Below are 13,423 nucleotides of genomic sequence, written 5' to 3' on the forward strand. Positions count from 1 at the left end.
TCAGGGCCGGGTCATGGGGCGATGTTCAGGTGGTCGAGGACGCTCTCGGCCAGGGCGACGTCGCCGGTGAGCCAGACCTGCTGCCGGTCCCGGGTGCTGCGTCCCGTCGCGAGCAGGGTGTACGCCTCCCAGCTCAGCGTGGCGTGGGCGGTGCACCGATGGCTGTCGCTGGGCACCACCGAGGCGCGACCGTGCTCGTCGACGTACACCGTGAAGTCCTGCGGCAGCTCGCCCAGGGTGGTGAAGCGCACCGCGGCGCCGGGTGGCGCACCGGCCTTCTTGACCACGATCCGCGGTAGCGCCTGCAGGACCAGGTCCCGGGCGTTCTGCGCGCCGGGGGAGCCGAGGTTGCCGGGCCGGCGCAGGGCGCGGCGCACGTCCTGCTCGTGCACCCACAGGTCGAACGCGCGCGCCGACAACTGCACCGCGAACGGCACGGCCGTGTTCGCCCACACCCACCAGCCGGGCGCGTCCGCCGCCCGCAGCTCGTCGGTGAGCTGACGCTCGCGCACCGGCAGCAGCTCGTGCAGGGCCGCGAGCACCTCGCCGCGGGTCGTGCCGCGCCACCGCTCGACCCCGGAGTCGATCAGCTGCTGCGGCGGGCTGTCCGGGGGCATACCGCCGTCGGCCATCCACTGTTCCAGGCTCACCACGTGGGCGTACACGTCGGCCACGGACCACCCGGGACAGTCGGTCGAGGCGGCCCACTGCTCGTCGGTGAGCTGGTCACCGATCTTGGCCAGGGCGTGCAGGCTGTGGCGGCAGGCCGCGGCGGCGCGGTCGTGTGCGGACATGGCCGCAGCCTTCCGCGTTCACCCCCTCGATGCAAGCTTCCGCGGGACGGCACGATGTCGGGCACGGATCGGGGTGCAACCGGTACCGGAGATCGCGCGTGTTGGTGCCATCCACCGGATCCGACCGGTGACATCGGGGAGGAAGGACCGTGTGACCGCCATGGCCACGCAACACGGGGAGGTCTGGGTCGCGGACTCGGCGGCATCCGCCGTGTCACGCGACTTCGACGAGTTCTACGCGGCGAGTTTCACGCCGCTCAGCCTGCAGCTGTACGCCTACCTCGGTGATCTCGGCGAGGCGCAGGACCTGGTGCAGGAGGCACTCTGCCGGGCGTACGCCCGCTGGAGCCGGATCAGCAGGTACGACGAGCCGGTCGCCTGGGTGCGCCGGGTCGCCTGGAACCTGGCGACGAGCAACTTCCGCCGCAAGCGGACGGCGCTGAACTTCCTGCGCCGCCAGCGTGAGGAGCACACCGCGGGACCCGACCCGGACCGGGTCGCGCTCACCCGGGCCCTCGCGAAGATCCCGGCCCAGCAAAGGCGGGCGGTCGTCCTGCACTACATGGCGCAGCTGCCGGTCGCGGAGATCGCGGCGCAGGAAGGTGTCGCCGAGGGCACCGTCAAATCCTGGCTCAGCCGTGGCCGCGCCGCCCTGGCCGCCCAGCTCAAGAAGGAGAACTGAGATGACCGACTTCGACGACGACCTGATCACGGACGCCTTCGCGGGCTTCGCCGCCGGTGCCGCGCCCTCGGTACGCCCCATTGGTGCGGGCGCGGTGCGGCACACCGTCAAGCGCCGCCGGGCCCGCACGACAGCAGCGCTGAGCGTGCTCGGGGTGCTGCTGCTGGCCGCACCGGCGCTGGCGTACGCCTCCCTGGACCGGGGCAGCCAGGGCCCGCCCGACCCCATGGCGTCGACGCAGGTCGCGGTGTCGCCGAGCGGTGCGTCGTCCCCCTCCGCGACGCCTTCGCGCTCGGCGACCCCGTCGCCCGCGAACACTGCCGCGAAACTCGTGCTCGGGCCGCGCGGCTACGGCGATCTGCTGCTCGGGCAGAGCCCCGCCGAAGCCGTCGCGACAGGCCTGGTGGTCGGGAACGGGACGATCGACGACGGTATGACGTGCGACAGTTCTGCCGTCCTCAAGGGAACGCCGACGCCGGAGGACGACCGCGACATCGACGGGAAGTTGTTCTTTTCCCAGCGGCTGGGCCTCGCGGCGATCTACGCCATGCCGGGCGTCGAGACCCCCGAAGGGCTGCGTCTGGGCATGACCTACGAGGAGCTGATCGCGATCTACCCGAGCTGGGAATCGGTCGTGGAGCCGGATCGCCCGCTCGGTCGTGGTTACGTGGACGTGCCCGGCAACCCCGCGGCCAGATATCGGATCGAGATGGGCCACACATCGGTGATCCAGATCAGCCTGCAGCTGCGCAATCAGGACTGCTACGAGTGACCGGGTGCTGCTGAGGGTCGGCGGGCGGCTCCCCCTGGGGAGTCGCCCGTTCGGCTGTGTCGCGCGCGCGTCGCCGCGTCCGGGTACGGTGTCCGACGTGGAGCACTCGTTCCAGGGCGGTTCACGGGACGCGATCGACCTGTCGGGCCTGCGGCTTGCCGCCGTGCGGGCCGTGCCGTCGTGTCCGCAAGTGGTCGCGGTTCGCCGCCACCCTTTGCCCCCGCCCAGCGCGTCTCTACCTGAGCCGGACCCAGGGAGCCGGGTGTGAGCACCGACGAGGAGAACCCCGCTCCATGACCAACCCCAACCCCGACCGGATCCGCGCGCTCATCGAGCAGTGCTGGGACGCCCCCCGAGGTGCGGGTCAGGTGGCGCTGGCCGAGGAGGCGATCGCCCAGGCGGACGCGCTCGGTGACGAGCAGCTGCGGTTCCACGCCCGGATGGCGGCCACGGAGGCGTACCAGCGCGCCGGGCGGCCGGCCGAGGGGTTCGTGACGTTCTCCTGGTGCCTGGCCCGCTTCGACTCGTATCCGGAGCGGTACGGGGACCAGGAGTACCTGCTGCTCTGGCACTACAAGTACGTGATCAACTCGGCGACCCGGTTTCCGGACGTGCCGCTCGCCCGGACCCATGCGGTGCTCGACGACATGCAGCGCCGTTATGAGGAGGGCGGGCACAGCCCGCAGGCCGTGCACAAGCACCGCTGGCTGCTGGCGTTCCATCTCGGTGACCGTGCGGCCGCTGACCTGCACTACGAGCAGTGGTTGGCGGCTCCGCGCGACGGCAACTCGGACTGCGTCGGATGCGACCCGACCGACCAGGTGCGGCACCTGACCGAGCGCGGCCGTGACGCGGAGGCCATCGAGCTCACCGAGCCGGTGCTGGCGGGGCGGCTGACCTGCGCCGAGCAGCCGCAGGAGATCCTCACCGCGCTGCTGTTGCCGTATCTGCGTACCGGTCGGCTCGACGAGGCGCGCAAGGCGCACCATCAGGCATACCGCGCGATCCGGGGGGACCGCGGCAAGCTCGGCACGATCGCCGAGCACGTGTACTTCCTCGCGGTGAGCGGCAACGCCGTACGCGGCCTGGAACTGGTCGAGCGGCACCTGCCGTGGCTGGCCGAGGCGCCCTCCCCGATGGTCGAGCTGGAGTTCGCCGCCGCGGCCGCGCTGGTGCTGCGGCAGTTGGCCGCCGCCGGGCAGGGGGCGCAGCCGGTGCACGGCACGGAGCAGAGCATCGCGGAACTGGCCGAGCACCTCGCGGAGCGGGCCGGCGTGCTGGCGAAGCGCTTCGACGCCCGCAACGGCACGCTCGCCCAGAGTGCCCGGGTGGCTGCGCTGCTGGCGGCCGAGCCGCTGGTGGAGCGGCTGCCGTTGAGCCTGACCGCGCGGGTGGGCGCGGCGGCGCGGCGCACGCCCGAGGTCGCGGCCCCGCCGGTCGTGGCGGACCTGCCGGACGTGCCCGCGGACGCCGGCCTCGACCGGCTGCTCGATCTGATCGAGGAGGCGCTGCGGTGTGACGACGAGCCCCGGTCCGAGGCGCTGTGGCAGCGCATCGAACCGTTCACCGGCGCGGCCGGGCTGACCGCGCTGCAGCAGGGGCGGCTTGCCGACCTGCGTGGTATGCGGCTGCACGGCGAGACGGCCGAGCAGACCGAGCACGCCTGGACCGAGGCGTTGGAGCGTTACACCGCGGCCGGCGACGAGGTGCGCTGCCAGCGGATCCGGGGGCGGCTGGGGCTGCACCGCAGCCGGCACGGCCAGCCGGAGGAAGGGCTGGCGCAGGTCCGCGCCTCCTCGGACTACCTGCTGGCGCACGGCGGGCCGAAGGACCAGGCCGGAGCGCTGCGGCGGCTCGCGGTCGCGCTGCTCCACGCCCAGCAGCCGGGGGAGGCGCTGCGCGAGCTGGACCGTATCGCCGGAGTCGGCGAACCCGACCCGGGGGCGCGGGTGCGGCTGCAGGTCATGCTGCTGCGGGCGCAGGCGCTGGGCGCGGACGGCCGGGTGCAGGAGTCCGTGGACGCGGCCCGGCACCTGATCGTGCAGGCCGTCGCCGAGGACCAGGACGAGATGACCGGGCTGGGCGAGTTCTTCCTCGGCCAGGGCCTGAGCATGCTCGACGACAACGCGGGCGCGGCGGCGGCCTTCGACCGGGCGCTGGCGAGGGTGCTGCCCGAGCCGCTGGAGCGTGAGGTCCGCGAGCGGCGGGCCGTCCTGCTGGCGGGCACGCCGCGGGCCCGGGAAGTGGTCGACGACCTGGCCGCCATGGTGGTCAGGCTCACGGGTGAACCCGAGGCGGGGGAGGAGCACGGCGACGACGCCGAGCACGCCCGCTTCCACCTGTCCGTGGCGCTGTTCAACACCGGCCGGGTCGAGGAGGCCGCCGAGGTCGCCGAGGAGGCGGTGCACGGCGCGGACCGGGCCGGCAACCAGAACCTCGCCGATCAGGTGCGCCACTTGCTGGCCGCGATCCACCAGCGGCTGGGAGAGACCGACCAGGCGCTTTCCTACCTTGATCAGCTCGCGGCGAACCTGGACGGGTTCGACAACGCCGCGGGGCGGGCGCGGGTCCTGGAACAGGCCGGTGAGCTGCTGTTCGACCTCGATCGCGACGCGCTCGCGGCGACCCGGCTCGGTTCGGCCGCCGCCGCGTACCGGTTGGCGCGGCTGCCGCTGGACGAGATGCGCGCCCGGCGCCGGCAGGCCGTGGCGGCGATGTACGCCGACGACCCGGACCGGGCCCGCCAGGCGGTGGAGTTGGCCGACGCCGCGGCGGCGGAGCTGCCACCGGGGCTGGCCAAGGAGCCGGAGGCGCAGTACGAGCTGGCCTGGCTCGCCTTGGACGGGGCGCGGGCCGTGGCCGGCGCGGGTGACCCGGAGGCGGCGCTGACCCGGGTGCGCGGCGCGGCCGAGCGCTTCCGCGGGCTGGAGGCGTTCGGGGAGGCGTTCCTCGCCGACCTGACCATGGGCGAGGTGCTGCTGACGCTGGGCCGGGCGGAGGAGGCCGAGCGGCTGCTGCGGGAGGTGCTCAACGGCCTGCCCCGCGACTCGGCGACGCTGCCGCGGGCGGCGTACGCGCTCGCGCACGCGTTGATGCAGTGCGGCCGGGGCGAGGAAGCGCGCGAATTGGCGGGCGAATATGGGTTCGAACTGGACTAAACGGACGTTAAGCTGCGGCTTGACCGGCGAGTAGCATGTCTCGGGTGACGGCAGTGGAGCAGCAGGTAGACACCCCCCCAGCGAAGCCGGCGCGCAGGTCGCGACGTGAGGAGATCCTCGAGATCGCCGTCGGCCTGTTCGCCGCGCGCGGCTATCACGGCGTGTCCATGGACGACATCGGCACCGCGGCCGGTGTCACCGGGCCCGCCCTCTACCACCACTTCGCCGGCAAGGAGGCGATGCTTGTCGCCGCGCTGATGCCGGTGAGCGAGGGCCTGCTGGCGGGCGGCCGCGGACAGGTCTCCGCGCACCCCGGCGACCCGCGCGCCGCGGTCGAGGCCCTGGTCGACTTCCACGTCGAGTTCGCGCTGGCCAACCCCGCCGTGATCGCCCTGCACCTGCACGAACTGGACCGCCTGCCCGAGGAGCCCCGCCGGGAGATCCGCCGCCTGCAGCGCCAGTACGTCGAGGAGTGGGTCCAGGTGCTCACCTCGGTGCGCAGCGACGTCACCGGCGGCGAGGCCCGCGTCCTCGCCCACGCCGCCTTCGGCCTGATGAACTCCACCCCGTTCCTCGGCGGCGAGGTCGAGCGCCAGCGCCGCGCCACCCTCCTGCGCGCCGCCGCCCTGGCCGCCCTGCTGGGCTGACCCGCCCATCCCGTTTTCGCAGTTTCGGGGAAACTGCGCCTTCGGCGTGCCCGGAAGCCGCAGTTTCCCCGAAACTGCTGGTCCGTGCCGATGCGGCGGCCCCGGTGGGTGCGCCGAACTTAACGTGCGTTTAGGCTCAGGTGTGGTTGGCTGAGCGTAGGAGGGACGCGGGCATGATCGAGTCGTTGCTGGTCGCGAACCGGGGAGAGATCGCCCGGCGCATCATCCGCACCGCCAGGGGCCTGGGGATCCGGACCATCGCGGTGTACTCCGAGGCCGACGCCGAACTGCCGTTCGTGCGCGAGGCCGACGAGGCGGTGTGCGTCGGACCGGCCAACCCGGCCGAGTCGTACCGCAACGCCGAGGCGATCCTCGCCGCCGCGAAGCAGACCGGCGCGCAGGCGATCCACCCCGGCTACGGCTTCCTCTCCGAGAACGCCGACTTCGCCCGTACCGTCGCGGCCAGTGGTCTGATCTGGGTCGGGCCCGGCGCCGAGGCGATCACCGCGATGGGCGACAAGATCAACGCTCGTAACCTGATGGCCGCCGCGGGCGTGCCGGTCGCCCCCGGCACCGCCGACCCGGCCGTGACTGTCGAGGCCGCGCTGGCCGCCGCCGAGGAGATCGGCTATCCGGTCATGGTCAAGGCCGCGGCCGGCGGCGGCGGCATGGGCATGGCCGTCGCGAACGACGCCGCCCAGCTGACCGCGCAGTACGAGCAGGTGCGCGGCTTCGCCGAGCGCACGTTCGGCGACGGCTCCGTGCTGCTGGAGCGCTACTTCCCCCGGGTGCGCCACGTCGAGGTGCAGATCCTCGGCCTGGCCGACGGCACCGTGCTCGCCCTGGGCGAGCGCGAGTGCTCGGTGCAGCGGCGCAACCAGAAGCTGGTCGAGGAGTCGCCGTCCCCGGCGCTCACTCCCGAGCAGCGCGAGAAGCTGCTGGCCGCCGCGGTTCGCGCGGGCGAGGCGGTCGGCTACCGCAACGCCGGCACCGTCGAGTGCCTGTTCGACCCGGCCACCGGCGACTTCTTCTTCCTGGAGATGAACACCCGGCTGCAGGTCGAGCACCCGGTGACCGAGCTGGTCTTCGGCATCGACCTGGTCGAGGCGCAACTGCGCGTCGCCGCCGGCCTGCCGGTGCAGTTCGAGCCGTCCACGCTGGCCTCCCAGGGCCACGCCATCGAGCTGCGGATCAACGCCGAGGACCCGAAGCGCTTCCTGCCCGGCCCCGGCGCGATCAAGACCTGGGTCGAGCCGCACGGCGAGGGCGTGCGGGTGGACTCCGGCTACGCGGAGGGCAATGTCGTCACCCCGAGCTACGACTCGCTGATGGCCAAGGTCATCGTGTACGGGGCCGACCGGGCCGAGGCCATCGCGCGGGCCAAGGCGGCGGTCGACGCGTTCGAGCTGATCGGCCCGAAGAACAACCTGCCGTTCTTCGCCGAACTGATGGACAACGCCGAGTTCGTCTCGGGCGACTACGACACCGGCCTGGTCTCGCGGATGCGCTGAGCAGACATGACAAAGGGGGCCCAGCGACCGCCGGGCCCCCTTTGTCGCATGATCAGCGGATCTCGTACGCCCGGATCACGGTCTGGTCGAAGGTGTTGCCCTTCGAGTCCGCACCCGTTGCCTGCAGCGACACGAAGCCGCCCGCCTTCGGGTGCGCGACCATGACGACCCATTCGCCGCCGACGCACAGCACCGGCACCTTGACCCAGGTCTTGCCGTCGTCGTACGACGCCTTCACCGACAGCTTGACCACGCGGCCGGAGCCCTCGGTCTGGGTGAAGGTCGCCGGGTAGACACCCAGGCCGCCGGCCTTGCCGACGTTGTTCGCGTCCAGCTTCGGCGCGAAGGCGACCGCGGTCAGCGGCAGCGATGCCCGCGTGTCCGCGTGGCCGGAGCGGAACGTCCAGCTCACCGACATCTTCGTGGTGAGCCGGGAGTCACGCTCCAGGCTGCCGTCGAAGCGGAACGAGGCCTTGGCCGCGTCCACCTCCTCGGCGTAGACGTACGGGCCGTCCGTCGCCTCGGCGATCAGCTCGCCGTTGCGGTAGAGCGCGCCCCGGCCCGCGGTGATCGTTCCGAAGCCGGGCCGGCCCTGACCGTCGCCGAGCAGGGCAGGGCCGACGTACATGACGTCGCCGTCGCGCTCGGCCGGCACGATGCCCGGCCAGAAGTCCGCCACACTCGGCCCGAACACGCCCTTGTTCCACTGCTCGTGGTAGGTCCGGCCGGCCTTGTACGCCACGTTGGCGGTGTTGTCGGAGACGGTCTCCGGCCACTCCCCGCCCTCGGCCGCCTTCTCGACCATGAACTCGACCTGCCACCGCACGTTGCCCGCGTAGTAGTCGGTGCGGGTGAACGGCAGCGGCGTCTGCCAGCCCGTGGCCCAGCCGCCCCCGCCGTCCGGCGGCGCGAGGAAGTTGAGCTTCACGCCGTAGGTGCCCTTGTCGAGCAGGCCGTGGCCGGCCTTGACGGTGGCGAGGTCATTGGGCTTCAGGTGCTTGACCAGGCCGTTCCAGATGCCGTCGGCCTTGTGCCAGCCGAGGTTGTAGACGAATGGCGACGCCGCCGGGCTGCCCTCCTCGTCGAGCTGGGCCAGGGTGCCGGTGACCGCCGAGCTGAGACCGGGCACCTTCTTCGGGCCGAGCTGCTTGGCGTGGATGCCCTCGTAGCTCTCGCCCATCACGCTGACCCCGATGCCGGCGTCCCCGTAGTTCATGTTGACGTCGAAGGACGCCATGAGCACGTCGGCCTTCGGGTCGGGCACGGTGATGTCGAAGTCGGAGCCGTTGCGCGCGTCCATGTGCAGCGACTGGTCACCGGCGACGGTGTACAGCGGGTACATCACCTGGGTGACGCTGTCCTCCTCGTAGACCCAGGTGAACGCGAAGTACTTGCCCGGCGGCAGGCGCAGGTCGGCGCCTGCCCCTTCCACGATGTAGTCACGGAAGGTCTGGAAGTCGAACAGCACCGTGAACGCGTCCGCGGCCGGGTCGCCGTCCCGCTCGGTCGCGGTGATGTGGACCTTGTGCTTGAGCTCCTCCCGGACGATGCCGAACGGGGTCTGCACGGAGACGCCGTCGGCGGTCGCGGTGATCCGGCCGCCGATGCCGCCGGTCAGGTCGCCGCCCTGGCGGGTGTCGGCCGAGATGGTCACGGAGGCGTCGCCGCCGGCCGGGACCGTCACGGTGTCGGCGCTGAGCGAGAAGACCCCGGCGGGCGCGCCGGTGAGGGCGAGCTGCAGGGTCACCGCGGCGCTGCCGCCGTTGTGGTACGTGACGGTGCTGGTGCGTACGTCGTCGTCCTCGTGCGGCCACTCCTGCAGGCCGAACGTGACCGACGCCGGGCTGGTGGTGACCTGCTGGGTGATCGCCCGAGCCACGTCGACCCGGCCCGCGCCCTGCGCGAACACGCCGATGTCCGCGGACGGCTTGGCCGAGGCCATCAGCACCGACTTGCGCTGCTCGGCGGTCCACTCGGGGTGCACCTGGGTCAGCAGCGCGGCCGCGCCCGCGACGTGCGGGGTGGCCATGGACGTGCCGTCGAGCGGCATGTACAGCTGCCCCGGCTCGCCGAGGAAGCCGTCCTTGCTGCGCGCCGCCACGATGTCCTGGCCGGGCGCGGCGATCTCCGGCTTGACCGCCCAGCCGTCGGCGCTGGGGCCCCGGCTGGAGAACACGGCCAGTTCGTCGGTCTTGGTGAACGCGCCGACGGCCAGGGCGGCCTCGGCGGTCGCCGGCGAGCCGACGGTCTCGTCCGCGCCGGCGTTGCCCGCCGCGATCACGAACAGGGTGCCGTACTGCGCGGTCAGGTCGTTGACGGCCTGCTCCAGCGGGTCGATCTCGGGGGTGTTGGTGCCGCCGAGGCTCATGTTGGCCACGTCGGCTCCGGACTCGGCGGCCCACTGCATGCCGGCCAGGATCCAGGACTCGGCACAGCCGTACTCGACGCAGACCTTGCCGTCGAGCAGCGAAGCGCCGGGCGCGACACCCTTGTACTTGCCGCCGGAGCCGGCCCCGCTGCCCGCGATGGTCGAGGCGACGTGCGTGCCGTGACCGACCCGGTCGAGGTCGTCCTCCTCACCCTCGGTGAAGTTCTGCCGGGCACTGATCTTGCCGGCCAGGTCGGGGTGGGTGATGTCGACGCCGGTGTCCAGCACGGCGACCTTCACACCCGTGCCGTCGAACCCGGCGGACCAGGCCGCGGGCGCGCCGATCAGCGGGACGCTCTGGTCCAGCGCCGGCTTGCGTACGGCGTCGAGCCAGATCTTGCCGGTGGCCGCCTTGCGGGTCGCCTGCCACTGCGAGGCCAGGTTCTCCTCGGCCACCTCGGCGGCGAAGCCCTTCACCGCGGGCAGCCTGCGCTCGGCGGTCAGGCCCGGTGCGGCGCTCGCGCCGGAGACGATCAGCGGCAGCGAGGCCTTGCGCGCGGCCTTGACCGCGAGCAGTTCGGTGACGTCGAACAGGCGCTTGTCCAGGCGGTTCGCCGCGAGCAGCGGCACCGCGTCGGACGGGATGACGTACTGGTGGTCCTTGATCCGGTAGCTCTGGTAGGTGACCCCGTCGCGCGGCGTCAGGCTGATCCGCCCGTTGCCGTGCACGGAGATCCGGTCACCCGTGATCAGTGCCACGGTCTGCGTCTTCGCGTTGTCCGGTGCGGGTCTGGCGGCCAGTGGTGCGCCGGCCTGTCCTGCGCCCGCGGTGCCGGGCGCTGCCATCAGCAGCGCGGCGACGATCCCCCCGGCCAGCATTGCCCTCGTACCTCTGCTGGATCGCATGTTCCTCCCCGTCCATTCGATCAGTCCGCCTTGGACTGTCGTTGGTAGAGACGTGCCGATAGGCCGATACGTTGGGCAGCGACATGAGTGAATACCTCAAATCCTTGTGAAGGTATGGCGAACGGCGAGGTCAGGGGAGGGGTGGGCAGGTGAGATTAACGAGGGTTAAGGTGGCCGCATGGGTGCTGTGCTGCCGGACCGGGTGTCGATTCGTGAGGTGGGCCCGCGTGACGGGCTGCAGAACGAGGACCCCGTGCCCACCGCCGACAAGGTCAGGCTGATCGACGCGCTGAGCGCCACCGGCGTCGGCCGCATCGAGGCGGTGTCATACGTGCACCCCAAGGCCATCCCGCAGATGGCCGACGCCGACGAGGTCTGGAGCACGGCCACGCGTGACCCGAAGGTGCGCTACAGCGCGCTGGTGCCCAACCTGCGCGGCGCCCAGCGGGCCCTGGCCGGCGGCTTCACCGAGGTCGAGGTGGTCGTCTCGGCCAGCGACACGCACAACCGGCGCAACATCAACCGCGCCACCGAGGAGTCGCTGGACGAGATCGCCCAGCTCATCCCGGTCCTGCACGAGGGCGGCTCCACCGCTGAGGTGATCATCGCGACGACCTTCGGGTGCCCGTACGAGGGGGACGTGGACCCGAAGCGGGTGGCCGGCATCGTCGACCGCGTCGTCGCCGACGGCGCGGACCGGGTGGCCTTCGGCGACACCACCGGCATGGGCACCCCGCGCCGGGTACGCGAGTTGCTGTCGATCGTCCGCGAGCGGCACCCGGACGTGCCGATGCTGCTGCACTTCCACAACACCCGCGGCACCGGCCTCGCCAACATCCTCACCGCGTTGGAGTTCGGCATCACGGAGTACGACGCCAGCGTCGGCGGCCTGGGCGGCTGCCCGTACGCGCCGGGTGCGTCGGGCAACGTGGCCACCGAGGAGGTCGTGCACATGCTGCACGACATGGGTGTCGACACCGGCATCGACCTGGAGAAGCTGATCGACGCGGCCCGGCTGGCCGAGCAGATCGTGGGCCGTGAGCTGCCGTCCGGCGTGCTGCGGGCCGGTCCGCGCAGCCGCACCGTGAGCTGATCTACCCGCTGTGCGAATTCCGTACGCAACCGGCCGCCGGGTGCGGGCGTGACTTGTGGGTGACCTGACACCCACCACCGGGGGAGCCCTGGATGTCACCACCCGTGTTCGATGAGTTCTATCTGGGCAGCAGGCAGCGGATGCTGCGCTGCGCGTACGCCGTCACCGGGGACGTGCAGGAGGCGCAGGACGTCGTGCAGGAGGCCTACGCGCGGGCCTGGCAGAACTGGCGCAAGGTCGGCGCCTACGACGATCCCGAGGCGTGGGTGCGCACCGTGGCGTTCCGGATCGCGGTGAGCCGCTGGCGGCGTGCCCGCAGCATGTTCACCGCGCACCGCCGGCACGGCGGGGAGCCGAGCGCGGCACCACCGGACGAGAACACCGTCGCGCTGGTGACCGCACTGCGCGGCATCCCCGAGGCCCAGCGCACGGCGATCGTGCTGCACCACATCGCGGGCCGGTCGGTCGCCGAGATCGCGGCCGAGACCGGGGTGGCCGAGGGCACGGTCAAGGCACGTCTGTCCCGGGGGCGGCAGGCCCTCGCCCACCTGCTCCGCACCGAGACGGGGAACAGCTATGCGTGACGACATCTCCCAGCAGCTCGACGGGTTCGGAGCGGACATGCCGGCGATGACCTGGGCCTCCCCCGAAGAGATCCGCGGCCGGGGGGAGCGCCGCCGCCGCGTGCGCGCCGTGGGCATGACCGCCGCCGGCGTGGTGACCGCCGTCCTGGTCGCGGGCACCGCGTTCGCACTCGGCGGCCGGCCCGGTGAGCCCGACCCCACCATGACGGCCCGCCCGACGATCACCGCGGTTCCGCAGCTCAGCACGTCGCCCTCGGCGCGGCCCGCGCTGACCTCGCCGAGCCCGGAGGAGGCGCCGTTCGACACGGTGATCCCACTGGCCGCCATGCTCCGGGCCGCCGACGTCAGCCCCGCGCACCGGGTGCAGAGCGGCGAGTACATGGGCGAGAGCTACCGGTACGTCACCGGGCTGTGCCAGGAGAAGGGCCAGTGGGACGGCACGCCCGCCAGGCCGCAGTCGACCGGGGAGCGGGATTCGTTCCGGCGGCTGGTGCTGGAAGCGGGCCCGGAAACCGTGAATGTCGTCCAGGAGGTGAAGGGTTACGCGTCGGCCCGGTCGGCCGGGGAACTGATCGCCCACGAACGGGCCGGGTTCGAGCACTGTGCGGTCGTGGACCACGGGGAGACCCATGTCGAGTTCGAGATCATCGCCACGGGATTCGCCGGTGACGAGGCGCTGCTGGTCCGGATGACGCCTCGCACGCTGCTGGTGCTGGTGCGCGCGGGTGCGGTGTACGCCGAACTCGCCCTCTGGTTCCCGACCGCTCCCGGTCCTGATGACGTCGCGTTCGCCCAGGACCTCGCGGAGAAGGCGGTGGCACGGATCTGCGCAGCCACTACGGCCTGCTGAAAACGGGCCGTGCCAACAATGACAGGGAGTGACCGATGGTCACTCCCTGTCGGCTATC

Annotated in this window: 10 protein-coding genes; 8 read left to right on the plus strand and 2 right to left on the minus strand. The window is 72.2% G+C overall.

All coding sequences use genetic code 11. From position 1 onward, the window contains the following. Window positions 1-11 precede the first annotated feature (11 nt). Complete coding sequence (locus AB0B66_RS05895; protein ID WP_360523507.1) at window positions 12-794, minus strand: maleylpyruvate isomerase family mycothiol-dependent enzyme; 783 nt, start codon at window positions 792-794, stop codon at window positions 12-14. Between the two features lie 160 nt (window positions 795-954). On the opposite strand from AB0B66_RS05895, the gene AB0B66_RS05900 reads away from it, so the two are divergent. The 5 genes from AB0B66_RS05900 (at window position 955) to AB0B66_RS05920 (ending at window position 7,564) form a co-directional block, all read left to right on the plus strand. Next, a complete protein-coding gene (locus AB0B66_RS05900) occupies window positions 955-1,476 on the plus strand; it encodes a SigE family RNA polymerase sigma factor (protein ID WP_360523510.1) in 522 nt (173 codons plus the stop codon). A 1-nt stretch (window position 1,477) separates the two neighbouring features. Beyond that, on the plus strand, window positions 1,478-2,248 hold the full coding sequence (locus AB0B66_RS05905; protein ID WP_360523513.1) for a hypothetical protein: 771 nt from the start codon (window positions 1,478-1,480) through the stop codon (window positions 2,246-2,248). 293 nt (window positions 2,249-2,541) lie between these two features. Next, window positions 2,542-5,406, plus strand: a complete 2,865-nt coding sequence (locus tag AB0B66_RS05910; protein WP_360523516.1) for a hypothetical protein — start codon at window positions 2,542-2,544, stop codon at window positions 5,404-5,406. 53 nt (window positions 5,407-5,459) lie between these two features. After that, a complete protein-coding gene (locus tag AB0B66_RS05915) occupies window positions 5,460-6,053 on the plus strand; it encodes a TetR/AcrR family transcriptional regulator (protein WP_239167297.1) in 594 nt (197 codons plus the stop codon). 173 nt (window positions 6,054-6,226) lie between these two features. Beyond that, on the plus strand, window positions 6,227-7,564 hold the full coding sequence (locus AB0B66_RS05920) for a biotin carboxylase N-terminal domain-containing protein (RefSeq protein WP_360523519.1): 1,338 nt from the start codon (window positions 6,227-6,229) through the stop codon (window positions 7,562-7,564). 52 nt (window positions 7,565-7,616) lie between these two features. Here the strand turns inward: AB0B66_RS05920 and AB0B66_RS05925 are convergent, their stop codons facing one another. Next, window positions 7,617-10,838 carry a S8 family serine peptidase gene (locus AB0B66_RS05925; protein ID WP_360523522.1) on the minus strand — a complete coding sequence of 1,074 codons (3,222 nt, stop codon included), beginning with the start codon at window positions 10,836-10,838 and terminating at the stop codon, window positions 7,617-7,619. 190 nt (window positions 10,839-11,028) lie between these two features. On the opposite strand from AB0B66_RS05925, the gene AB0B66_RS05930 reads away from it, so the two are divergent. The 3 genes from AB0B66_RS05930 to AB0B66_RS05940 all read left to right on the plus strand — a co-directional run bounded on the left by AB0B66_RS05930 (window position 11,029) and on the right by AB0B66_RS05940 (window position 13,365). After that, on the plus strand, window positions 11,029-11,931 hold the full coding sequence (locus tag AB0B66_RS05930; RefSeq protein ID WP_360524146.1) for a hydroxymethylglutaryl-CoA lyase: 903 nt from the start codon (window positions 11,029-11,031) through the stop codon (window positions 11,929-11,931). 92 nt (window positions 11,932-12,023) lie between these two features. After that, window positions 12,024-12,515: a SigE family RNA polymerase sigma factor gene (locus AB0B66_RS05935; protein WP_360523525.1), complete on the plus strand. Its 492-nt coding sequence runs from the start codon at window positions 12,024-12,026 to the stop codon at window positions 12,513-12,515. Further along, entirely contained in the window at window positions 12,508-13,365 is an 858-nt protein-coding gene (locus AB0B66_RS05940; protein ID WP_360523527.1) for a hypothetical protein, read from the plus strand. Before AB0B66_RS05935 ends, AB0B66_RS05940 begins: the two co-directional genes overlap by 8 nt. The last annotated feature ends 58 nt before the right edge of the window (window positions 13,366-13,423 follow it).

The sequence above is a fragment of the Catellatospora sp. NPDC049111 genome (genome assembly GCF_040648615.1).
Taxonomy (GTDB): Bacteria; Actinomycetota; Actinomycetes; order Mycobacteriales; family Micromonosporaceae; genus Catellatospora; species Catellatospora aurea.